General features: G+C 64.0%; 17 protein-coding genes and 1 pseudogene. 12 read left to right on the forward strand and 6 right to left on the reverse strand.

Going from position 1 to position 22,921, the window contains the following annotated elements; genetic code table 11:
- Positions 1-12 precede the first annotated feature (12 nt).
- A complete protein-coding gene (locus A9975_RS02480; RefSeq protein WP_183031239.1) occupies positions 13-1,488 on the reverse strand; it encodes a DHA2 family efflux MFS transporter permease subunit in 1,476 nt (491 codons plus the stop codon).
- Positions 1,485-1,955: an SRPBCC family protein gene (locus tag A9975_RS02485; protein WP_150983551.1), complete on the reverse strand. Its 471-nt coding sequence runs from the start codon at positions 1,953-1,955 to the stop codon at positions 1,485-1,487. Before A9975_RS02485 ends, A9975_RS02480 begins: the two co-directional genes overlap by 4 nt.
- An 81-nt stretch (positions 1,956-2,036) precedes the next feature.
- Between A9975_RS02485 and A9975_RS02490 the strand changes: the two genes are divergently transcribed.
- The 7 genes from A9975_RS02490 to A9975_RS02520 all read left to right on the forward strand — a co-directional run bounded on the left by A9975_RS02490 (position 2,037) and on the right by A9975_RS02520 (position 10,236).
- Entirely contained in the window at positions 2,037-2,753 is a 717-nt protein-coding gene (locus tag A9975_RS02490) for an SGNH/GDSL hydrolase family protein (protein ID WP_183031240.1), read from the forward strand.
- A 164-nt stretch (positions 2,754-2,917) separates the two neighbouring features.
- Positions 2,918-3,361 (forward strand): VOC family protein, encoded by a 444-nt coding sequence (locus A9975_RS02495; protein ID WP_183031241.1) that lies wholly within the window; start codon positions 2,918-2,920, stop codon positions 3,359-3,361.
- Positions 3,362-3,469: 108 nt separating this feature from the next.
- Positions 3,470-4,657 (forward strand): acyl-CoA dehydrogenase family protein, encoded by a 1,188-nt coding sequence (locus A9975_RS02500; RefSeq protein WP_183031242.1) that lies wholly within the window; start codon positions 3,470-3,472, stop codon positions 4,655-4,657.
- Positions 4,658-4,767: 110 nt separating this feature from the next.
- Positions 4,768-6,015, forward strand: coding sequence for an acyl-CoA dehydrogenase family protein (locus A9975_RS02505; RefSeq protein WP_183031243.1), 1,248 nt, complete (start codon positions 4,768-4,770; stop codon positions 6,013-6,015).
- A complete protein-coding gene (locus tag A9975_RS02510) occupies positions 6,012-7,364 on the forward strand; it encodes an LLM class flavin-dependent oxidoreductase (RefSeq protein ID WP_183031244.1) in 1,353 nt (450 codons plus the stop codon). The genes A9975_RS02505 and A9975_RS02510 overlap by 4 nt, the downstream gene beginning before the upstream one ends.
- A 26-nt stretch (positions 7,365-7,390) precedes the next feature.
- Positions 7,391-8,767 carry an LLM class flavin-dependent oxidoreductase gene (locus A9975_RS02515; protein ID WP_183031245.1) on the forward strand — a complete coding sequence of 459 codons (1,377 nt, stop codon included), beginning with the start codon at positions 7,391-7,393 and terminating at the stop codon, positions 8,765-8,767.
- Positions 8,764-10,236 (forward strand): SidA/IucD/PvdA family monooxygenase, encoded by a 1,473-nt coding sequence (locus A9975_RS02520; RefSeq protein WP_183031246.1) that lies wholly within the window; start codon positions 8,764-8,766, stop codon positions 10,234-10,236. The genes A9975_RS02515 and A9975_RS02520 overlap by 4 nt, the downstream gene beginning before the upstream one ends.
- Before the next feature lie 113 nt (positions 10,237-10,349).
- Here the strand turns inward: A9975_RS02520 and A9975_RS02525 are convergent, their stop codons facing one another.
- Complete coding sequence (locus A9975_RS02525; protein WP_183031247.1) at positions 10,350-10,718, reverse strand: hypothetical protein; 369 nt, start codon at positions 10,716-10,718, stop codon at positions 10,350-10,352.
- A 508-nt stretch (positions 10,719-11,226) separates the two neighbouring features.
- On the opposite strand from A9975_RS02525, the gene A9975_RS02530 reads away from it, so the two are divergent.
- From A9975_RS02530 to A9975_RS02545, 4 genes are all read left to right on the forward strand, one after another.
- Complete coding sequence (locus A9975_RS02530; RefSeq protein ID WP_183031248.1) at positions 11,227-14,424, forward strand: ATP-binding protein; 3,198 nt, start codon at positions 11,227-11,229, stop codon at positions 14,422-14,424.
- 45 nt (positions 14,425-14,469) lie between these two features.
- Positions 14,470-15,120 (forward strand): response regulator, encoded by a 651-nt coding sequence (locus A9975_RS02535; RefSeq protein ID WP_183031250.1) that lies wholly within the window; start codon positions 14,470-14,472, stop codon positions 15,118-15,120.
- A gap of 1,268 nt (positions 15,121-16,388) precedes the next feature.
- Complete coding sequence (locus tag A9975_RS38490; protein WP_370563778.1) at positions 16,389-17,075, forward strand: LuxR C-terminal-related transcriptional regulator; 687 nt, start codon at positions 16,389-16,391, stop codon at positions 17,073-17,075.
- A 186-nt stretch (positions 17,076-17,261) separates the two neighbouring features.
- On the forward strand, positions 17,262-19,586 hold the full coding sequence (locus A9975_RS02545; protein WP_183031252.1) for an ATP-binding protein: 2,325 nt from the start codon (positions 17,262-17,264) through the stop codon (positions 19,584-19,586).
- 72 nt (positions 19,587-19,658) lie between these two features.
- Here the strand turns inward: A9975_RS02545 and A9975_RS02550 are convergent, their stop codons facing one another.
- Complete coding sequence (locus tag A9975_RS02550; RefSeq protein ID WP_370563732.1) at positions 19,659-20,081, reverse strand: hypothetical protein; 423 nt, start codon at positions 20,079-20,081, stop codon at positions 19,659-19,661.
- Positions 20,082-20,539: 458 nt separating this feature from the next.
- Here A9975_RS02550 and A9975_RS02555 point away from each other — a divergent pair.
- Positions 20,540-20,870 (forward strand): annotated as a pseudogene (locus A9975_RS02555) (transposase); the annotation flags it as partial.
- 420 nt (positions 20,871-21,290) lie between these two features.
- Here the strand turns inward: A9975_RS02555 and A9975_RS02560 are convergent.
- Both A9975_RS02560 and A9975_RS02565 read right to left on the reverse strand, forming a co-directional pair.
- Positions 21,291-21,527: a hypothetical protein gene (locus A9975_RS02560; protein ID WP_183031253.1), complete on the reverse strand. Its 237-nt coding sequence runs from the start codon at positions 21,525-21,527 to the stop codon at positions 21,291-21,293.
- Positions 21,527-22,858, reverse strand: coding sequence for a fimbrial protein (locus tag A9975_RS02565; protein WP_255503020.1), 1,332 nt, complete (start codon positions 22,856-22,858; stop codon positions 21,527-21,529). The genes A9975_RS02560 and A9975_RS02565 overlap by 1 nt, the downstream gene beginning before the upstream one ends.
- Positions 22,859-22,921: the final 63 nt, after the last annotated feature.

Genomic DNA, 22,921 nt, shown 5'->3' on the forward strand with positions numbered 1-22,921 from the left:
CGGCTAACCCTTTCAGGCTTCGGCCTCGGCCAGCGGCCTTGGCCGTATCCGCCAGGCTGCCAGGATGGCGGTGGCGATGACGAGGCCAACCGCCAGGAAGGTCTCGTCGAAGGCGCGAATGCGCGCGGCCGGGTCGCCGTCGGTACCGAGCACCGCACCTTGGGCCGCCAGCCGCCATTGCAGGCCGACGCCGGCCAGGCTTACCCCGATCGCACCGCCCAGTTGCCGGATGAAGTTGATGCAGCTGGAACCCTGCGCGATCAGCGAATAATCCACGCCCCGCATCGAGCCCAGCGTCAGCGACGGCAGGATGCAGCCAAGCCCGATCCGCCCCAGCACCGCAAACCCCACCAGCAGCAGGTAAGGCGTGGCCTGGGACCCCATCGCCATCAGCAGGAACGAAGCCGACAGCAGCGCGAGCCCGAACGACACCTGCACGTGCGGCGAGATGCGATGGGTCAGCCGCCCCGCCGCGGCAATGGTCAGGGCCAGCGCGATGCCGGCCGGCAGCAGCACCAGCCCGGCGCGCGACGGCGTATAGGCCAGCGCCATCTGCATGTAGACGGGCAGCAGGTAGGTCGATCCGAACAGCCCCGCGCCGTAGATGAAGGCCACCACCGCCCCGGCCGAAAACTGCCGGTAGCTGTACAGGCGCATGTTCATCAGCGGGTTCTCCGCGCGCAACTGCCACAGCACGAACACCACCAGCATCAGCACGCCAAAGCCCGCCAGCGCCATGCCGGCGGGCACGCTCTCGCGCATCTGCACCAGCCCGTTGAGCAGGCTCACGGTGGCAATGCCGGCCAGGCCCAGGCCCTGCCAGTCGAGCGGCTTGCGCTCGCCCATCAAGGCCGAGTCCACCGCCATGAAGCGGCGCGCCATCCACAGCCCGATCAGCGTCAGCGGCACCACCACGAAGAAGATCGAGCGCCAGCCAAAGGCCTCCACCAGGAAGCCGCCCACGCTGGGGCCGAGCGCCGGCGCCAGCACCACCCCAAAGCCGAACATGCTGATCGCCTTGCCCTGCTCACGCTCCTCGAACACCCGCAGGATCAGGATGTTGGGCAGCGGTTGCAGTATCCCCGCCGCAATGCCCTCGGCCACCCGCATGGCGATCATCACGCCATAGGTGGGCGAGAATCCGCCGACCAGCCCGCCCATGCCCAGCAGCAGCAAACTGCCAATGAACGTGCGGCGCAAGCCGTAGCGGTTAAGCAGCCACGGCGTGAGCAGCATCGACAGCGTCATGGCAATCATGAAGCTGGCCGCCACCCATTGCGCGCTGTCCTGCCCCAGCACGAAATGCCGGCTCAGGTCGGGAATGGCTACGTTGACGATGGTCGACGACACGATCGAGGAGACCGTGCCCAGCATCAGCGTCAGCAGCACCAGCCAGCGCAGCTGGCTGCCATAGCGTGCCCGCAGCGATTCCCGGGTCGGACCGCCCGGCTGCCTGCCGGCGGCAGGCGACGAGGGCAGCTCGCTCACCCCAGCCGTCCGAGGGCGGCCAGTTCGCGGATCTTGCGCACGGTGTCGAGGTCGGCCTCGTGATAGGCCGACTTGACGATTTCGGCGAAACGATCGTCGCCGCTGTCGTCCACCGCAGGCATGGTGGTTTCGTAGACAAAGCGCAGCAGCAAGGCGCCCGGGCCCGGCGTCTCGATCGCCATGGTCAGGGTGCCGCCGGCGTGCTCGTCGGTGGGGGCGGTTTCATAGCGCACGACGCGGCGCGGCTCGAAGACGACGCGGTCGCGAATCGTGGCCTTGCCGAAATGCAGCTTGCGCTCGACCCAGTTGTCGCCGCGCTCCACGATCTCCGCGCGGTCCAGCCCCATGACAAACAGCTCGGGCTCGGCACTGCGCAGCACCAGCCCTTGCCAGAGCTGCTCCGGCGTGAGCGTGTCCAACTGGATATTTTGTGGATCGTTGATCTCCACCAGGTGCTCGAAACGCAACTTAACTCTCCCGATCTATAGTTAGCCGATATTATGAAGGTCTGTGCCAAGGTCCGCAGCAAAACTTCCCGGAGCCCACCCATGAGCGCCCTACCGTCTCCCGACACACGAACCGTTGACCTTGGCCCCATCGATCCGCTGCAGGTACTGGTCTACGCCGACTCGCTATCGTGGGGCATCGTGCCGGGCACGCGGCGGCGCCTGCCCTGGCCGGTGCGCTGGCCCGGCCGGCTGGAGCTTGCCCTGAACGGTGCCAAGGCCGGCGGGCCGCGCCCCGTGCGGATACTGGAAGACTGCCTCAACGGCCGCCGCACGGTCTGGGACGATCCCTTCAAGGCTGGCCGCAACGGCATCCAGGGCCTGGCGCAGCGCATGGAGATGCACGCCCCACTGGCGCTGGTGATCCTGATGCTCGGCAGCAACGATTTCCAGTCCATGCACCCGCATAACGCCTGGCACGCCGCGCAAGGCATCGGCGCCCTGCTCGACACCATCCGCGGCGCACCCATCGAGCCCGGCATGCCCGTGCCGCCGGTGCTGGTGCTGGTGCCCCCGCCCATCACCACGCCGCGCGGGCCGCTGGCGCCGAAGTTTGCCGGCGGCGAGCACAAATGCGTGGGGCTGGCGCAAGCCTTCCAGGAGGTCTGCGGCGCGCGCGGCTGCGACTGGTTCGACACCGGCACGGTCATCCATAGCAGCGAAGTCGACGGCGTACACCTGGACGCCGCCGACCATATCGCGCTGGGCGATGCGCTGGCACCCGTGGTCGATGCCCTGCTGGCGCCAATGCGCGCCTGAGGCTCACCGGGGGGCCCTCCCGCGGCCGCTATCAGCCTTGCGCGTCACAGGCGCCGAGTAGAACACTCCTGACAGTACGTGTCAGGAGTGCCGGCGCACAATCCTGATCTTCGGGCGACGTGCTTCCACGCAGGCCGCGCCCCCATTCCAAGCAGGAGACCGCGATGCAATTGCTGATCAATATCGACGTCGACGACCTCGCGCACGGCATCGGCTTCTACCAGCAAGGCCTTGGCCTGCGCCTGGCGCGCAAGCTGTTCGACGGCTCCGTGGCAGAAATGCTGGGCGACGGCGCGCCGATCTACCTGCTGGCCAAGGCGCCGGGCACCAGGCCCAGCACGCGCGCCGACGGCCGGCGCGACGATCGCCGGCATTGGACGCCGGCGCATCTCGATTTCGTGGTGGCGGACCTGGAAAGCGCGGTGGAGCGTGCGCTGGAAGCCGGCGCCGAGCTGGAGGACTGGCCGCAGGATTTCGCCTGCGGGCGGCAGGCGATGCTGTCCGACCCTTTTGGCCATAGGCTCTGCTTTATCGAGTGGAAGGGTAGCGCTTATAGCGCCACCGAAACGGGAAAGGAAACCAGGGAGCCGGCGTTGCAGGATTCATAGCGCCATAGCATCCACAAAAGTGGATATGCAAGCGCGGTTTGCTTCGTTGGTGGCGCGCAAACCTTGCTCTATCGTGTCTCGGGTGCAACTTCGAGAAGACAACGCGGCATGTCCAACTTTGGCCCCGATCTGAACGATCCCTTCGTCGCCCGCGCGGTGGTGCTGCGCGAGACCTTCCATACCGATGCCGTCGCCCGCGACAAGGCTGGCGGCCGGCCTACCGAACAAATCCGCCTGCTCAAGGAAAGCGGCCTGCTTTGCGCGGGCATTCCCACGGCCTACGGCGGGGGCGGTGCTTCGTGGCTTTCACTGCTGCGCGTGGTGCGGGAATTCGCACGTACCGATGGCTCGCTGGCCCACCTCTTCGGCTACCACCATCTGCCCGTGCACGCCGTGCAGGCGCGCGGCACGCCGGCACAGCAAGAGCGCTGGCTGCGCGCCGCCGCCAAGGCGCAATGGCTGTGGAGCAACTCGGGCAATGCGCTGTCGAAGACGTCCAGTGCGCAGCGCGCCCCCGCCAACGATGGCTGGGTGGTCACCGGATTCCGGCCCTTCTCCAGCGGCAGCCATGTGGCGGACGTGATCCAGCTGGCATGGGAGAACGCGCTGGGCCAACGCCTGATGGGCGTGGTGCCCGCCGATCGCGCGGGCATCGTGATCGAGGATGACTGGGATGGCATCGGCCAGCGCCAGACCGGCAGCGGCACCGTGACGTTCAACGGCGTGCTGGTGCGCGACGATGAACTGCTCGGCAAGCCCGACGATCCGCTCACCCCTTTCGCATCGCTGACCACGCTGCTGCAGCAAAGCGTGCTGCTCAACGTGTTTGTCGGCACGGCACAGGGCGCGCTCGACGAAGGCCGCGCCTATACCGCCACGCAATCGCGCCCATGGATCCACTCGGGCGTGGAGCGCCATGTCGATGATCCGTGGGTCCAGCGCAAATACGGCGAGCTCGCCATCCGCACCTTGGCGGCAACCGAGCTGGCCGACCAGGCGGCGCGCAGCCTGGATGCCATTTATGGCTACGGACAGGCGCTGACGCTGGAGCAGCGCGGGCCGGTAGCCGTCGCGCTGGCTACCGCCAACCTGTACGCCGGGGAAACCGGCCTGGCCGTATCGAACGAGATCTTCGAGGTGATGGGTGCGCGCTCGGCCACCAACGCCAATGGCTTCGACCGTTTCTGGCGCAACGTGCGCACCCACACGCTGCACAACCCGGCCGAGTACAAGAAGCGCACGGTGGGCACGTGGTTGCTCACGGGCGAGTTCCCCTCGCCTGCCATCTATCGCTGACCCCGCCGAACCTGCCGACCCCACCAAACATCATGAGCCGCGGCCGACCGTCCACGGCTTTGCCAAGGTGCATTGAGCCTTCGATAACGGCTACCGACCGAGACCCCATCATGACCGCCAACGTCGCCTATCTCCATGCGCAGGCCGAACCGGCACCCGCGCTGTTCGAGCCGGACACCAGCAACCCCTTCATCGCCCGCGCCGTGTCGCTGCGCGAGCGCTTCGCCGAAGACGCCATCGCCCGCGACCAGGCCGGCGGGAAACCCGCGGCGCAGATCCGCTTGCTCAAGGAGCACGGCCTGCTTACGCTGCTGCTGCCGCGCGAAGTCGGCGGCCAGGGCGAAACCTGGTCGACCGTGCTGCGCATCACGCGCCTGTTCGCGCAGGTGGACGGCTCGCTCGGCCATCTGTTCGGCTATCACTACAGCAGCCTGCTGAGCCCGCGCTTGCGCAACGCACCGGAGAAGGCCGCCAGCCTGTGGCGCCGCTCGGCCGAGGGCAACTGGTTCTGGGGCAACACGTCGAACAGCTTTTCCAGGAGCCTGTTCGGGAGGCGCGATAGCGAGTGGTTCGTGCTGGACGGCTATCGCCCCTTCACCTCCGGCTCGCACGTGGCCGACTTCCTGGCGATTGCCTGGGAAGACGCCGACAGCGGCGAACGCCGCTTTGCCGCGATTCCCGCGGACCGCGCAGGCATCGTGATCGAGGACGACTGGGACGGCATCGGCCAGCGCCAGACCGGCAGCGGCCGCGTCACCTACCAGGGCGTGCGCGTGCACGAGAGCGAAGTGCTCGGGCAGCCGGTGCCCTTGAATCCCACCGGCGCGCCGGCCGAGCCCTACCGCACGGTCACGCCGCTGCAGCAGCAAAGCGTGCTGCTCAATGTGTTCATCGGCACGGCGCAAGGCGCGCTGCGCGCCGGGCGTGAATACACGGTGCATCAGTCACGCCCGTGGATTCACTCAGGCGTGGAGCGCCATGTGGACGACCCGTGGGTGCGCCGGCAATACGGCGAGCTCTGGGTCAAGACCCAGGCCGCCACCGCGCTGGCCGACCGCGCGCTGCTTGCGCTTGACAGCGTGATCGCACGGGGCGAAGCGCTCAGCGCCGAGGAGCGCGGTGAAGCAGCCGTGGCCATTGCGGCGGCCAACGTGCTGGCCGGCGAGGTCGCGCTGCAGGTCTCCAGCGAGATCTTCGAGGTCACGGGCGCGCGCTCGGCGGTGCGCAAGACCGGCCTGGACCGCTTCTGGCGCAACGTGCGCATCCATACCCTGCACAACCCGTCCGAGTACAAGACCCGCAATGTCGGCCGCTGGGTGCTGGGCGAAGGCCATCCGGAACCGGGGACCTACCAATGAGTGCATCGAACGGGGCGCGCCAGCGCCAGCTCCACCTCAACATCAACATACTTCACTCGGGCTTCGTGCCCTCGGCCTGGCGGCTGCCCGACAGCGATCCCGCCGCCTTTACCGACGTGCGGCACTACATCCGCGTGGCGCAGATCGCCGAAGCCGGCAAGCTCGACGCGGTGTTCCTGGCGGACAACGCCGCTATCGTCGACCAGATTCATTTCCGCCCGATCCCGGCGCTGGAACCCACGGTGCTGCTGGCCAGCATCGCGGCGGCGACCACGCATATCGGCCTGATCGGTACGGCGTCCACCAGCTACAACGAGCCCTACAACATCGCGCGGCGCTTCGCCACGCTAGACCATGTGAGCGCGGGGCGAGCCGGCTGGAACGTGGTCACCACGGCCGATGTGCCGTCGGCGCGCAATTTCGGGCGCGATGCGGCGCCGGACCACGCGCAGCGCTATGCGCGGGCGGCCGAATTCACGTCCGTGGTCAAGGCCCTATGGGACAGCTGGGAGGACGACGCCTTTATCGGCGACAAGGCATCGGGCCGCTTCGTCGACACCGACAAGGTGCGGCCGATTGCGCACCATGGCGAACATTTCAGCGTGCAGGGGCCGCTTAACCTGCCGCGCTCGCCGCAAGGCCATCCGGTGGTCGTGCAGGCCGGCGGCTCCGCCGACGGGCGCGAGCTGGCCGCACGCCATGCCGAGGCCGTGTTCTCGGCATCGCAATCGTTCGAGGAATCACTGGCCTACGGGCGCGAGCTCAAAGCGCGCGCGCAGGCGCTCGGGCGCGGGCCCGATGCCGTGCAAGTGCTGGCCGGCCTGACCACCATCATCGGCGCCACCGAAGCCCAGGCCCGCCAGCGGCGCGACGAGCTGATCGACCTGATCCCCTGGGACTACAGCCTGGCGCGGCTGGCCGGCACGCTCGGCATCACGCCGGACCGCCTGAAGCTGGACGAGCGGCTGCCGGACAACCTCGCGTTGCCCGCCAACGGCAATGGCAACCACACCTTCTTCAACGCCACGCTGGCGCTGGCGCGGCGCCGTGGCTACACCGTGCGCGAACTGATCCGCGAGCTGGCAGGCGGCGGCGGCCATCGCGTGATCGTGGGCACGCCCGAGCAGATTGCCGACGACATCGAGCACTGGTTCCGCCACGGCGCGGCCGATGGCTTCAACCTGATGCCCGATGCGCTGCCCGATGGGCTGCAGGACTTTGTCGACGGCGTGGTGCCGATCCTGCAGCGGCGCGGCATGTTCCGCACGCAGTACGAAGGCAGCACGCTGCGCGAGCACCTGGGGCTGGCACGGCCGCAAGGCCGGCAAAGCACGCGCATAGCCGCCTGATATCCCTCAACAACCGATAAGCAATCATGGCTCAACGTAGCGGTTTCCTCAGCCTGGGCGCCTTCCTTTACCCCAGCGGCCACCATATCGCCGCCTGGCGCCATCCCGATGCCAAGGCCGACGCGGGCATCGACTTCAAGCACTACATCGCGCTGGCCCAGGCCGCCGAGGCGGCGAAGTTCGACCTGGTCTTCCTGGCCGACGGCGTAGGCACGCGCGGCGACGATGTCGAGTTCCTCAGCCGTACCGCGCACAGCTACCAGGCGCAGTTTGAGCCCATCACGCTGCTGTCCGCGCTGGCCGCGGTGACGCAGCGCATCGGCCTGGTCGGCACCGCCTCGACGAGCTTCAACGAGCCGTATCACGTGGCGCGCAAGTTCGCCTCGCTGGACCATATCTCGGGCGGGCGCGCCGGCTGGAACCTGGTCACCTCATCCAACGAGCACGAAGCGCGCAACTTCAACCGCGACCACCATTTCGCCCACGCCGAGCGCTACGAGCGCGCGGCGGAATTCGCCGATGTGGTCACCGGGCTGTGGAACAGCTGGGAGGACGATGCCTTCCTGCGCGACAAGACCAGCGGCCGCTACTACGAGCCCGCCAGGCGCCATGTACTGGGCCATAAGGGGAAGCACTTCTCCGTGCAGGGGCCGCTCAACGTGTCGCGCACGCCGCAGGGCCATCCGGTCGTGGTGCAGGCCGGCTCCTCCGAAGCCGGCAAGGAACTGGCCGCGCGCACGGGCGAAGCCGTGTTCACGGCGCAGCAGACGGTGGAGGATGCCGTGGCGTTCTACGCCGACGTCAAAGGCCGACTCGCCCGCTACGGGCGCGAGCCGGATGACCTGAAGATCCTGCCCGGCGTATTCCCGGTGGTGGGCCAGAGTGAAAGCGAAGCCAAAGAGAAATTCGAGCAACTGCAAGCGCTGATCGACCCGGTGGTCGGCCTGGCGCTGGTGTCTGGCCTGACGGGCGGCTTCGACCTGTCAGGCTATCCGCTCGACGGCCCGATTCCCGAGTTGCCCGAGACCAATGCCAGCAAGAGCCGGCAGCGCCTGGTGATCGACCTTGCGCGGCGCGAGAACCTGACCATCCGCCAGCTTTACCAGCGCGTTGCGGGTGCGCGCGGCCACTGGCAGGTGATCGGCACGCCCGGGCAGATCGTCGACCAGCTCGAAGAGCGCTTCCGCAAATACGGCGCCGACGGCTACAACATCATGTCACCGGTGCTGCCGGGCGGCCTCACCGATTTTATCGCGCTGGTGCTGCCCGAACTGGGCCGCCGCGGCCTGTTCCGCGCGGAGTACGACGGCAGCACGCTGCGCGAGCACCTTGGGCTCAAGCGGCCCGCGCATCCAGCCGCTTCCTCCAGGCCCGCCGCCTCAACCCTTGCCGCAGCAGCATGACGGCAACCTCTTCCCTCCCCGGCTCCGATCCCGATTTCCTCGCGCGCGAAACGCTGCGCCTGCTCGGCCCCGCGCCCGACAACTGGGTGCCGGACCACGCCGGCATCGACCACAACGTGGCCATCGTCGGTGGCGGCCAGAGCGGCAGCGCCTATGCCTTCGCGCTACGCCGCGCGGGCATCGGCCGCGTGACGGTGCTCGACGCCGCGCCAGATGGTGCGCTGGCCGGCGTCTGGCGCACGCGCGCCCGCATGCAGAAGCTGCGCACGCCCAAGAACCTGGTCGGGCCGGAACTCGGCCTGCCGACGCTGAGCTTCCAGGCCTGGTATGAAGCACGGCACGGCGCCGAGGCTTATGCCGCGATCGACCGCATTGCGCGGCTGGACTGGGCTGACTACCTGGACTGGTACCGCAACTTCCTCGGCGTGCCGGTGCGCTACGCCACGCGCGTGGTGCGCATCGAACCCGTCGCCGGCGCCGCGCTGCAGCACTTCCGGCTGCATCTTGACGTGAATGGGCAGCCGCGCATCGAGACCGCGCGCAAGGTCATCCTGGCCAATGGCGTGGCCGGCAATGGCGCGCCGTTCGTGCCCGCTGTGTTGGCGCAGGCGGTGGCCGCCGGTCTGGCCGCGCATACGGCCGATGCCATCGACTTCGGCGCGCTGCGCGGCAAGACGGTAGCCGTGCTGGGCGCGGCGGCCTCCGCCTTCGACGCCGCCGCCGTGGCGCTGGAATCCGGCGCGGCCGCCGTGCACCTGTTCGCGCGCCGCGACCATATCGCCGCCACGCCGGTATCGCGCGTGCGCGCCTACCCCGGCCTTTACGACAATTACCACGCCCTGCCCGATGCCACGCGCTGGGAGCAAGCCATCCGCTATCGGCGCGCCGGATCCACGCCACCGGCCGACTCGGTAGAGCGGGTGCTCAAATTCCCGCAGTTCCATCTGCACCTGAGCACCTCGCTGTCCGCCGCCGAGGTGGAGTCCGGCCGCATTGTCACAGAAGTGCAAGGGCAGACCCTGCGTTTCGACTTCGCGATTGCCGGCACGGGCTACCTGGTGGATCCGTCGGCGCGAGCGGAACTGGCCGACATTGCGCCGCATATCCTGCGCTGGCGCGACCGCTACCAGCCCCCGGCCGATGCGCGCGACGACGAACTCGCCGCGTCGCCCTACCTGGGCAGCGGCCTTGAGTACCTTGAGAAAACACCGGGTGCCGCGCCTTGGCTGCGCGATCTCCACGTGCATAACCCGGCAGGCTTTGCCAGCGTCGGCGTGCCGCTGGGCGATGTGCCCAGCATGCGGCGCGATATCCCGGGCTCCGTCGCCCGCATCAGCCGGGATCTGCTGCTGGCCGACCTGGCGCTGCATGAGCAGCGGATTCGTGGGGACGTGCCGGCGGATTTTGGGGCGGAGTTCTATGCTGGCGCGGTCTGGAAGCCCACGGGCGCTGCGCTCGCGGCGGCTTGAGGTGACTTGAGGCAACTTGAGGCGGCCGGATCCTTGACCCGCCGGGAACAGATCCGGGTACCGCCGCCAGCGGCAAGGCCTTTTAACTTGAAGAAATCAAGCCAGAAATCTCATCAAGATCCAATGTACTTGTAGTACAGATCCAGTTTCTCGTTGTTTTCCGAAACTTCAATATGCAGAATGGCCTCACCGGGCCTGCCATTTTCAGAGAGCACACACTCCATTCCTAGTGCCTTTCCGTTGGTTTCATAGACATCAATCCATGGCCTTTTCTGCGTGCGCGAATCAAAGGCCGCCTCCAGTGGCGCAATGGACAGGATTGCCCCCTCATCGAAGTATTCATCAATGCACTCGAATATCTCGTCGGCCACTGCGCTGGAAATGCCGAACTTGTGCTGTAGCGCCTGTGCATCCCGCAGGCCAATGGTCTCGATAAATCGCTTCGCCTCGTCATAGGCTTGCTGCCTTGTTGGCGTTCGCATGGGTCGGCTCCGTGATGGCAAGATATCGAGGCGCCAATCTAGCACGACAAGGGCTCAGCGTGAATGCTGCAGGGAGTCCCGTGGATAGGTAGTCCATCCGGGATAAGCAGCGAACAAATGCTGCAGCCACAAGCGCCTTGCCGATCCGCCACGCAAATCAGCCGGGGGGGGGGGGGCGGCAATGTTGCCGCTTGCGCGGCAAGCTGAACGCCGGGATATGCTCCGGGGCTATTGAGCAATTGCCGGATCTGGTGTACACATCGAGTTTCCCCACTTTCAGTGACACGTCCAGTGACACTTATGTATTGCTCGGGGCAGAGCAGGCCATTCTCCGTCCTTTGGTGCGCGCGCGATGCCGGCCACACCGGGCTGTAGCGTGGCATCGCCGTAGAGGTTTCCAATTTCCCCCGGGGCTCCATCGTAGACACGATGCCTCTCACTACCTGCCGCACCAATGCAAAGCAGTCCGATCCGCCGCCTTGCCCGCACGCAGAGGCAACTGAGTCTCGTGCTGTTCGCCGTCTTTCCGCTGGCGCTGATGTTGGCCGGCACGCTTGGCTGGGGCATGTTGCGCGTTGTGGAGGATCAGAAAGAACGGATCGCCATCCATTTTTCCAAACTCACTGGTTATATCCGGGAGCAGGAGGCCTTCCTGATACGCCTGCGCACGCGAGTCCAGAGCCTGCATCCCGATGATTACACGGGCGATCTCAAGCTGCGGCGCATCGATTCGAGCGTCCATGGCGGCGTGATGCTGTTCGAGGCGCGGATTCCGCGCACGTCGGTCATGTTCAGCATTGCCTGCAGGGGCACGGCGGACTGTCCTCCGCAAGACAGATCCGTGCTCCGGTTCGGCACATTTTTTTTCAATTACTACAGCACGTACTGGGCAGCATCCCAACATCCGCCGGCAGATGTCTTCCTGGTCGCGGCGCACGCCGATACCAGTGTCGGCATGCAGGCGTTCCGCTCCAATTCGGACAACAGGTCCGAGGAGTACGGCATGGTGTTCTCGATGGCCTCGCAGCCTGCCGGCACGCACGTAGGCAGGCGCGACGCTGCATCGGAGGCTGTCAGCTGGCTCCGTGCAGATCCGGCGGCCGGGGGGGGAGGCAAAATGCTCGCGGTCCTGCCTCTCGATGCCGCGGTGGCCATACCGCGAGAGACGCAATCCGGGAACGATACGCTCTACGCTGCCGCACTGCTAAGCCTGGATAGCATTGGCAGTGTTCGGGGTTTCCTGGAAACACCCGGCTACGACGATTTCTGGCTGGAAGACAAGGCCCGCACCACCTTTGCCGGCAAGACGCCGATGCCCGCATTGAAGGCGGATGGCGTCACCTATGCCGCCGACGGACTGTACTTTCGGCTAACGGACCCGAGCGGGTCGTGGCACGCGCTATACCGCATCAGTTATCCGACCCTCTTGCGCCATAACAAGGGCCTGCCAGTCATGCTCGCGCTGCTGATGCTATTCGGGCTGGGCGGTGGCTTGTCCTTTGTCCGCCGGTACCACCAGCGCGTGGTAGTGCCGGCGCGCGGGACACACGAACGGCTGGCGGAAGCCAACGCATTCTGCCGCGCGCTGATCGAGACCGCGCCTGTGGCGCTGTGCATTTACAGCCGGGCGGACGGAACGGCGTTGTTCGGCAACCATCTGGCAAAGCAATGGCTGAACCTGGACCCGGGCCTGGATGCGCACCAGGACCTGCAGTTCGTTCTCGACAACGCCTCTCAGGCCACGCAAGTGCTTACCGCTACCCTGCCTGGTGCAATCGAGGAAATCCGGGGCGATGGCAGCAGGCCGCTCTCCCTGGCTTTCGCGCCGACCCACTACTGTGGTCAAGCCGTGCTGCTGTGCGCGTTTGCCGATATCAGTGCACGCAAGGAAATCGAGCGCGCCCTGGCCAAGGGAAAGCAGGACGCTGACAACGCGAGCGAGGCCAAGACCACCTTCCTGGCCTCGATGAGCCACGAAATCCGGACGCCGCTGTATGGCGTCATGGGCGCGCTGGAACTCCTGGATCTCACCGGCCTCGGCAACGCGCAGAGGCAATATATCCAGACTATCCGTAACTCGTCCGAAATACTGATGCAAATCATCAGCGACGTCCTGGATATCGCCAAGATCGAAGCGCGGCAGCTGGCAGTAGAGGCGGACGATTTCTGCCTGCTATCGCTGGTGGAGGCTACCGTCAGCCGCTTTGCCGCCGGCGCCGGGCAAAAGGGCCTGCTCCTGTACGCCTGCGTTGCGCCCGATCTGCCCGAGCACCTGCATGGCGACACCATGCGGATTCAGCAAATACTCAACCATCTCCTGAGCAACGCCATCAAATTTACCGAATCCGGTCACGTGATTCTCCGCGTCCGACAAGTTTCGACAGATCGCGCTGGCGTGATGCTGCAGTTCCAGGTGGTGGACACAGGCGTCGGGATACCGCGGGAACGTCAAGCAGAACTCTTCACCCCGTTCCACCGGATCGACAGCAATATGCATACGGTCAGCGGCGCCGGACTGGGCTTGTCCATTTCCATGCGCCTGGCAAGGCTGATGCATGGGGACATCCGGGTGGTCAGCGATCCAGGCCTGGGAAGCAGCTTTTCGCTGATGCTCCCCCTGTCGCATGCTGCGGTGCAGGTACCGTCGCAAGCGCCGGTGCTGAGAGGGGAATCCGTCTACGTGCGCTCCCCGAGCAAGGAGTTGACCGACAATGTGTGCGCATGGCTCAAGCGCTGGGGGGCCACCACCCACACGGCAGACGACATGCCTGTCGATGCCGCGCCGCACGCGCGCCTGCTGGACCTTCTCGTCTCCTGCCCTGTTCCGGAGGGCTGGACCGGGAAATATCTGTTTGCCGGCAACCAGCCGGATGCTGCAAACGCGGCTTTGTCAGCGGGGCTTGGCTACCTGAGTGCGCACAGCGTGCAAGCGCTCGGCAACGCCATCGCCCTGGCGGGGCCGGGTATATCCGAGTCAGTTGACAGGCAGGCGGAACCGCTCGCTGCCGTCGCACAGCTTCGGGTCCTCGTGGCCGAGGATAACGCGATCAATGGCATGATCCTGAAGGAGCAACTCGAACAGATCGGCTGCCTGGTTGCCCTGGTCTGCGATGGCGTGGATGCGCTGGCCAGATGGCACCCCGGTCTGTTCGATGTCGTGATCACGGACATCAACATGCCAAGGGCAAATGGCTACGAGTTGGCCGAGGCGTTGAGGCAACAAGGCTACGAGGGCCCTATTATCGGGATCACCGCCAATGCGATGCGCGAAGAGGAGCAGCGTTGCATTGACGCGGGCATGACGTCCTGGCTGGTCAAGCCATTTGACCTGGGGGCGCTACGGTCCCATCTCCAGTCCATTCGCTCGCCTGCGGTCATACGGCACGTGGCGCAAGCTGTCCCGGAGTCCCCGGCCAGCCATGATGAAGCCGGGTTCGTGCCGCTCAGGTTCCGCAACGTATTCTCCGAGACCATGCGAAGCGATATCGCGGTGCTCAATCTAGCCATGGCGAATTCGTCCGCCGACAGCGCCCTGGATACGTTGCATCGTATCCGCGGAGCGCTGGCTACCGTAAAATTGTTCAGACTCGTGGAATACTGTGAAGCCCTGGAGGAAGAGATTCGCAGCGAAGGCCTTCAGCAAAAGCAGAAGGCAGGCATAGCGCTGGTTGCCTCGCAGATCGAGGCCATTCTTGCTGAGTTTTGACAACCAACCAGGCGACGGCTTCCCTTTATCCGATTTTTGAACTCCATGAAAAAGACCAAAATCATCTTGGCGGACGATCATCCCCTGGTACTCATGGGAGTACGCGAGGTCATCGAACAGGACCTGCGTTTCGTGGTGGTGGATTCCGCCTCGGGCCCCTCGGACCTGATCGCCAAGATTCCCGTTGCCCGTCCGGATATTATTGTCACGGACTTTGCCATGCCCGGTGATTCGGTCTTCGGGGATGGCCTGAAGCTCATCGCCTACCTGACCAGGACGTTTCCCGGCGTCAAGCTGCTGGTGCTGACAATGCTCACCAACCCAGTCATCGTATCGGCCCTGTACGATGCCGGCGTGCATGGGGTGGTATTCAAGGGCGACTCTCTCAACGACATCCTCGCCGCCCTGTTCGCGATCCGGAGTGGCCGCAGATACATTCCAGCCTCCCTCCAGGCGTCTCTTCGCGCGAGTCCGGGGGCACAGTCCATTGGCGAGCGAATCAAGACGCTGTCGCCGCGGGAGTATGAAGTGCTTCGCCATTTCGTTGGCGGGGAGTCGGTTCAGGATATCGCCAGGCACTTCAACCGCAGCATCAAGACCGTAAGTGGCCACAAGGTGGCAGCAATGCAGAAGCTCGGCATAACAACCGACCAGCAGCTCATTACCTTCTGCATTGCTACCGAGCTTTTTCAGTAGCAGGACGCCATGGACGCGCCCTGCCGGGCGCAAAAAAAACCCAAGCTGCCCGCGAGGGTCGCTTGGGTGGGTAGAAGTCCGGGCAGAGGGAGGGAATCCTCGCCGGAATCGGGATTCGGCATCACCAGGGAAGGTTGATGCCGACGACTCAAGAATACTGAAGTCATCACCCCTCTTCTACCAGACTAATCTGGTTCTGCAGCAACGTGTCTGCACACGGCCAGTTCGACATTGACAGCCGCTGGGCGGCTGGCTAGCGGGGATGGCTGATCATCATCGACTGGAACGACGCAGGAATCCCCACCACCTGGCAGGTGCGCGCCGGATAACTGCCCCGGCTTCATCCGCACCGTAGAATCCTATTTCCTTTAGTCGCCCGGCCGGCAATATAGAACTTCCCAATTAATTGTAATTTCAGTATTTTGTATACTTTATTGCAATTTTATTGGCGACAACGAATTGTCATTCCACAATAGAAGAAACATCGATATCTGGCTCGCGCAAAGAACGGCGAACGTTCCACATGAGGCTATGGTTTTTGTGCGTGCCAGAGGCCAAACTCGGTAGGGATTTGGCGAATTGGTCCACGCCTGACCGTGTTGATAGGCTGACTTGCACCGCCGGGCACCTTGAGCACGCACGCGTTGTTAAGTGTGGCGATAATCTCAATTCATTTATTTTTACCGAAAACAAGAACTATCCTGTGTCGCTACCGGGGAATTCTGGCGAATATCTGCGGATACCCGCGATCCTTACTTGGGCTTTGGCGGCCAATATGACTTTCATGGAACCAAGCCATCGGAAGGTCTTGCCCGCCCCCCCCAATTGATCTGGGTCATTCTTTGCCGCTACCCGCAGGAGGACCGGCTTGCTGCCAGGCCCTGTCGCCTTGAAGCAGGGGCGAGCTATTGCTGCGCCGTTCCGGTCGTCGCTATTTGCCGTGCCGCCATTGCGCGGCTGGAGATTGACAACCCCTTGCCATACCGAGCATCCGAAATAATCGAAGCGGCCCGCCAGGCCGCCCGCACCAGCTTGTGTGTGCCGCTGCCAGCCGGCGGCTACGCGGCCGCCGCCACGCCGGAGATTTCCGGGACCAAATATCCGGGAGCCGTTCATCCGAGCGCGGGCCAATGTGTAGTGGATGGCCGCGGCATCCCGGATGCGCCGGCTCTACGGAGTGGGGTGCGCCGCACCGGGCACGGTCCGCCGGGCGCAGGATCGCCTTTACACAGATTCATTGATCGGAGGGCTTAGTTGTGGCAATCAGAGTGCTTCTTGCGGATGACCATTCCACGTCGCAGAAAAAGATGCGCCAGGTGTTAGCGCTGATGGATGAAGTCGAGATCGTTGGAGAACCCGTGGATTCCGCCGAACTGATGCAGTGGCTGGGCAGTGCCAGGGCCGATGTCCTGCTCTGCGCCTTTCATCGTCCGGGCCGGCGACATGACGACAATATCGCATTGCTGGATCTTCTGCATGGCACCTGTCCTCGCTTGAAGGTCGTGATCATCACGAAGGTCTCCAGCCCACTGGTCCTGCGGGCCATGATCGTCTCGGGTGCCCATGGTCTGCTGCTGAGGAGCGACCCGGCCAGGGAGATCGCGGGTGCCATCCGGGCCGTCGCGCGAGGGCGAATGTACATCGCGCAATCGGTGCGCAGGCTGATGGCTCATTCGTGGATGGCGGAGGAGCCGATCGACGTCTTTGCCAACGACTGCATTTCGGCACGGGAGACCGAGGTGCTGCGCCGCTATACGCGAGGCATGACCGTCGGTGAGATCGCCGCGGCGCTGGGTCGCAGCGTCAAGACCGTGAGCACGCAGCGTATTACGGGCATGAAAAAGCTGGGACTTGCAAACGACCGCGAGCTGTATGAGTACGCATTCGCATTTCGGTTTGCCCCTGCCAACGAGGAGACGACTGCATCGGAGACGGTCAACTCCCTGCGCGGATAGCGACACCTCGGGGGCTTGCCCGCGGAATGGCGCGGGGTCTATGGAAAATCACAGCGGAAATCGAAAATTGAGAATTGTCCGATAGGAAAGCATTCCGATCGGCGGCACTATTCGATCATGCATTTCCATCGACTTCGTGCTGGGCGCCGTCGCGTCAAGATATCGCCACCGCGCGTAGCCGTTGTGATGCTATATCTTCTCGCCGCGGCGTTGCTGCTGTGCGCGGGCATGGCCGCGGTGTTGTACCTGGAGTCCCAATTCGAGAAGAGTATTTCCGCCTATCGGCGCCAGATGAATGCCGCGGCGTATAACGCGCAGGTGTTCCTGGGGCGACGTAGTTCACTGCTGAGATCCCTGATCGACTCCATCTCCGAAGGCAGCGGCGAGCCTGTCCGGTTGCCCACAAGCGCGGCCCATCACATCGAAGGGATTTCGCTCGCCATCGATCGGCAGCTTGGGAAGAGCTGGACCTTGTATGTGACTGAACGGGACAGGCATGCCATCGCGCGTTCAGGCGCCCATCTGGTCTACTGGAGCGCGTCCCGGAGCACTCAGGCAGGACTGGAGAGCGATCGCCGTGGCATCCGGGAGGCTCTCTCGCCCGAGGTGACGAACATGCTGGTTGCGCGGCATGCGCAATCGGATGACACCGGGTCGATTATCTGGGCCAGTGATCGTATCCATCACCGTCTTTATATGTTTGGCCGGGTCGATCCTGGCGAGAAGACAGCCGGCTGGCTTGGACTGGCGTTGGACAATGTCGAGCCGGGTCTCATGCTGTCCAAGCCTGGCCTGAGCTATATGCTGCTGGACCGTCACGATAACGTTGTTCTCGAAAGCACGGGAGATGTCGAATTCAGACGTGATCTGGCAAGAATGACGCGCGAGGATGCATTTATTCGATACGGAATAGGCCCAATACCCAAGTACCTCACGCTCAGCAAGGCGGTGGGCGACGACGGCTGGCGTGTGGTTTATTTCATTCGTGCGAGCGCGCTGCTGAAGGCGTGCATGCCCGCTATCCGGCTGGCGCTGGGGGGCTTCCTTCTGCTGATCATCGGCATGGGCATCGGCATCGTGTATATCCATCGGAATCAGATGCTGCCGGCGCGGCGGCAATTCGACAGCCTGATTGAAAGCGAAGCGTTCAGCCGATCCATTATCGAGGCGGCACCGGTGGCATTGTGTGTGCTTCGCCGCCGCGATGGCAACGTGCCACTTGCCAACGGATTGGCGCGAAGCTGGTTTGATCCCGATGCCTCGTGGCGCGAAGCCGCGCTTTCCAAGGACCGCCAGCCAGGCACCGGCCGCGAACTGGTGCTGCATGACGGCCGCAGCGTCTATGTGTCATTCGCGTCAGCGCGCTACCAAGGCGAAGACGTGGTGATCTGCGCGTTCAGCGACATCACGGCCCGCAAGGAAATGGAAGCAGCAACGCAGCTAGCCATGCAACGGGCGGAAGCCGCCAATGAGGCCAAGACCGTCTTCCTGACAACCATGAGCCATGAGATTCGCACGCCGCTTTTTGGCATTCTGGGAACACTTGAGCTCCTGGCCTTGAGCGGCACGTCAGGGCAGCAGCGAGAGTACATCAAGGCCATCGAGAGGTCCTCGGATTCGCTATTGCAGGTGGTGGATAACACGCTGGACATCTCGAGGATCGAAGCCGGGAGCCTGATGCTCGAACCGGTGGCCTTCTCGCCGCTCGACCTCACGGAAGACGCGCTTTGCTCGTACGCTGCACGCGCCGAGCGCAAGGGCTTGCTCATCTACGCCTGTATCGATGCGGACATTCCCGGGAGCGTACTTGGCGATGCCGTTCGCGTGCGCCAGATCCTGAACAACCTTTTGAGCAACGCCATCAAGTTCACACAGATGGGCCGGGTGGTGCTGCGCGCGCGGATGGTGGCAACCCGGCCGGAAGGCGTCGAACTGATGTGGCAGGTGGCGGACACCGGCATCGGCATCGCCGCGGAAAGCCAGGAGCACATCTTCGAATCGTATTATCAGGCAAGCGGTAGCCGGCAGGCGACAGCCAGTTCGGGACTCGGACTTTCGATCTGCCATCGGCTTGCCCAGTTGATGGGCGGCGCTATCCAGGTGGTAAGCGAGCCTGGGCTTGGAAGCCTCTTCTCGGCTACGCTGCCCTTCTCGTTGTCCATCGATGCGCCGGATATCGTGACGCCTCAACTACGGCCTGGCGTGGTGTACGTGCGCGCGGACGTGAGGGAGGTCGCCACGCATCTGTGTGCCTGGCTACACCATTGGGGTGCCGTCGCACAGCCTTACTCCGAAACGCAGGGTGGCTTGCATCGGGACGACATATTGATCGACGTGCTGCCATCGGCGCGCAGTGAGATCCCCTGGGCGGGGCTCAGGATCCTGGCGATACCGTTTGGACCCGACCATCCGCAGAAGACCGGGAGCGGCTGGCGGGTGAACGGATATAGAGTACGAGCGATCGGCCTTGCAGTCCAGTTTGCGCAGAACGATGTGGGCGAAAGCCGCTGATCACACCCAGGCACCCATGGCTCGCATGGATCGCATTGAGCTCGTGAGGTTGACAACGGATTGTTATCCAATTCACGCCAGACAGGCAGCTAAGGAAAGCTGTAATGGATCCACGCGAGACCTTGGCACACGACGAGATTTGAGCGCCCCGATCGGCTCCGGGCTCCGGACTTCACCTACTTCCGCGCTTGGCGGTCTACCCATTATCCATCGCCCCCCCTCCCCCTCATCATCCTGCGCGGCCAACTCGCTCAACACCAGCGTTTCATGTGCGAGCACGGCCGCCAGCGAAAGCAGATGGCTCTGCGCCTCTTCGGTGATGTTGCACAAGGAGCCGCCGGCAGCGTTCTCGACAGCCACCGAAAGCAGCGCGTTGAGTTGCGCGGTCTTTTCCGCGGCGAGGCTTAGCGGGCTTTCGGAAGGCGCGTGGGCCGTGAGAAAGGTGTCGCGCCCGGCGCGCTGGGCGGTGATGTTGTAGTGCGGATACCTATGCATCGGGCGCCCTCCGTTGGGAGGCGCGCAGGCGCTGGCAGAGGATGGCGTGCTTGGGAGGTGAGATCTGCCCGGGATGGGCGAGCGAAGACTGGGGCATGGGTGTGCCTCCTACTTAAGCGATTTCAACCCGCTCCCCGCTGTCAAATGGGGTTGACAGCCGGAAAGAAGGAACCGGTGAGCTCGAAAGCTCCCCCGCCCAGGCCCGCCCGAAGGGGCGCGCGAAGGCAAGACGAACAAAAGCCATATAGAGGCACATGTCCGCGTTCTTAGCAGGCTGTCAAACCCGGTCGCCGTGTTTGCAACGACCTGCGCAGTATAGAGGCACAAAGTACGCTCCAAACCATCCGCTACAAAAAGTCACAGTGCTACGCCATCGGTGGGAAGAAAACACCGAATCAACGCTTTCCAAGCGACAGATCAGTTTTACGGAAGCGGAAAGCCACGGCAAGAAACGGGGGATGCGACGCCAGCGCTTCCTGACGGAGATGGAAAGCGTGGTGCCGTGGTCGCGCCAGATTGCGGCTGTCGAGTCGTACTCGTACTACCCCAAGGGCAAACGTGGACGGCCGCCGATCGGACTGGAGCGAATGCTGCGAATTTACTTCGTTCAGCAGTGGTACGGGCTGTCGGACGAGGCGCTGTACAACAGCATGGGGATGCGGGCGATCGCCGGGATCGACCTGGCAGTCGAAGCGGTGCCGGACGCGACCACACTGCTGAAGTTTCGCCGCCTGCTCGTCGCAGCATGAACTGACGCGAAAGCTGTTCGACGAGATCGGCATCATGCTCATCGGGGGCGCTTCAGAAAACGGAAAATATTGCACGCTAAGCTGTCATGGCCTGCCAGATGCGGCCGATGGTTGGTGGCCATGCATTATCCACGTCACCAAATCAAGGCGTAGTACCCCAGATAGAACAGGGCAGTGCCTGCCAACAGCGAGAGCATTGTCCAAGCGAACCTCGCAGCAGTTGGCTGACGCGAGTACTTCCACCCCGCCGATGCCCAAGCCACAGCAGGGCCGGCCAAAAAAAGGACGATCGCGGCTTGGCCCCACCATGACACCGAACAATGCTCGATGTCCCAACAGCCGTGCCACTGCTCGATGAGCGGCCATGAGTATTTCTCTGCCAATTTCGCGGCTAGTAGAGCCGACTGCCTCATCGCTACCAGCGCCATGGCGATAAAAGCCACACACCAAGCGAGACGCGTCATGCGACTTCCCACAGCAGGATCTTTTTCGATTTGCCTAAATCCGAGTACCACGCCGACCCAAGCCCCACGGTAAAGCGCAGGAAGTTATTGAACCGGCCCTGTAGCGACGCGGCCATGAGTGTTTCGCCGTTCCACAGGTCGATGTGGTCGCCTGTCGGGGAAACTTCGTTGTCACGCTGCCAATAGTCCTTTTCCCCGCGCAGCGTTGCCAACCTGGTTTTGGCCGCCATCATCAGGGGAAAGTGAACGTGAATTCGGCGGAGCCTCCCGCGTAACCGGCCTTGACCTCGGCGTCGCCTCCGGTGCGGATGTACTGCGCCGACAGCGGGATCTTTGCTGTCCTGCCCGGTTTGTCGAGCGTCATCTCGTACTTCTTGGCCGCGCCCGGATCGCCATAGGAGATGCGCTCCCGGCTGCCATCCTCGCGCGTCATGATGATGCCGAACCCCTGGGCCAGGCTCTGCCCGCCCGGCGCGCTGAGCCGCAATACCGTCTTGTCCGCATTGGGCGGCGTGGCCTTGTCCCTGAAGCTGATCGTGGGCTTGGCGTTGGCCGCGCAATTGCTCAGGGCGATCTCGAAGTGCTTTGGCGGGGATGTGTCGTTGATCCTCTTGAACCGATCGATGGGAATACTCCCCAGATCGACCGGAATGATCTGATTGGCCACCACGTCGCATTTGTTCGGAATCGGGGGCGGAGGGCCGCCGCCAATGCCGACCATGCCCGTGCTGTCGTAGGTAACAGATTGATGGCATCCCGGGCCCAAGGTGGGCACCTGGAACGTGCTGCCCAGGCTTACCCCCAACGACTTCAGAAAATCCGCCGCATGGATCGTCACCTGGAGACCACCCGCAACATTGGTCACCTTGATCTCGCCCGGGGGGAGCGCATTCGGGTCCTTGGTCAGCACCAGGTACTGTTTGTAGCTGGCGATGGTGGACCCGGTCTTTATCCCCGTATTGGGCTGAAGCAACACGTTGATCTTCTCGACGGCAAGCGGGTCGGTCTCCTTGCGCAGGGTTCTGGCGACACCGTCCGACGATAGGGCTTCCCACTTGAAGCCGATGCCGTCAATATTCGTTGGCACAATGCCATCCGCACCGATGGGCGGCCCGAACCCCATTGCCCAGTGGGCGCCCGTGACCAGCTCGTGAGCGTCCACTGCCGGCGTCGAACCAAAGGTGAAGGATGTCGACAATGCGAACCGCCGTTCCATCAGGATCGTGCCGATGGCCGTACTGCTGGTCAGGGGATTGGTGACCGTCCACGGCTGGATCTCTTGCGGATTGGGGTTCGCGCAGTTGGTGGCCACGCGGTTCTCAAATTGTGCCTGGGCGCTGCCGCTCGCCAGCCCCAGCATCAGCACGGCAAAGAACAGGCGTGCCGATCGGCGCGCCCCCGTGCAATTCCCGGCTATCCGGCTGCCCGGCTGCCCGGCAATAGGCAATACACTCGTATTCATGCAGCTCTCCATCTCCCCACCCCTGTCTCCCCAGCCTTTCGAGGCGGCGTCAAAATCCACGGTGTGCGCCGCCAGCAACGCATATCCGTCCTTGTGTTCCATGGCGCGGTATTGAAATGCCCTTGCATGCCATGCCGAAACACAGCATGCAAGGGGCCTGCTAGG

This window comes from Cupriavidus sp. UME77 (assembly GCF_014170355.1).
GTDB classification, from domain to species: Bacteria; Pseudomonadota; Gammaproteobacteria; order Burkholderiales; family Burkholderiaceae; genus Cupriavidus; species Cupriavidus basilensis.

Excerpts from the sequence above, each read along its gene's own strand:
- A9975_RS02560 (WP_183031253.1), bottom strand. The coding sequence starts at position 21,527 with ATGATGGCGGCCAAAACCAGGTTGGCAACGCTGCGCGGGGAAAAGGAC.
- A9975_RS02535 (WP_183031250.1), top strand. The coding sequence starts at position 14,470 with ATGAAAAAGACCAAAATCATCTTGGCGGACGATCATCCCCTGGTACTC.
- A9975_RS02525 (WP_183031247.1), bottom strand. The coding sequence starts at position 10,718 with ATGCGAACGCCAACAAGGCAGCAAGCCTATGACGAGGCGAAGCGATTT.
- A9975_RS02505 (WP_183031243.1), top strand. The coding sequence starts at position 4,768 with ATGACCGCCAACGTCGCCTATCTCCATGCGCAGGCCGAACCGGCACCC.
- A9975_RS02490 (WP_183031240.1), top strand. The coding sequence starts at position 2,037 with ATGAGCGCCCTACCGTCTCCCGACACACGAACCGTTGACCTTGGCCCC.
- A9975_RS02520 (WP_183031246.1), top strand. The coding sequence starts at position 8,764 with ATGACGGCAACCTCTTCCCTCCCCGGCTCCGATCCCGATTTCCTCGCG.
- A9975_RS02515 (WP_183031245.1), top strand. The coding sequence starts at position 7,391 with ATGGCTCAACGTAGCGGTTTCCTCAGCCTGGGCGCCTTCCTTTACCCC.
- A9975_RS02545 (WP_183031252.1), top strand. The coding sequence starts at position 17,262 with ATGCTATATCTTCTCGCCGCGGCGTTGCTGCTGTGCGCGGGCATGGCC.
- A9975_RS02500 (WP_183031242.1), top strand. The coding sequence starts at position 3,470 with ATGTCCAACTTTGGCCCCGATCTGAACGATCCCTTCGTCGCCCGCGCG.
- A9975_RS02495 (WP_183031241.1), top strand. The coding sequence starts at position 2,918 with ATGCAATTGCTGATCAATATCGACGTCGACGACCTCGCGCACGGCATC.
- A9975_RS02565 (WP_255503020.1), bottom strand. The coding sequence starts at position 22,858 with ATGGAACACAAGGACGGATATGCGTTGCTGGCGGCGCACACCGTGGAT.
- A9975_RS02550 (WP_370563732.1), bottom strand. The coding sequence starts at position 20,081 with ATGCATAGGTATCCGCACTACAACATCACCGCCCAGCGCGCCGGGCGC.
- A9975_RS02510 (WP_183031244.1), top strand. The coding sequence starts at position 6,012 with ATGAGTGCATCGAACGGGGCGCGCCAGCGCCAGCTCCACCTCAACATC.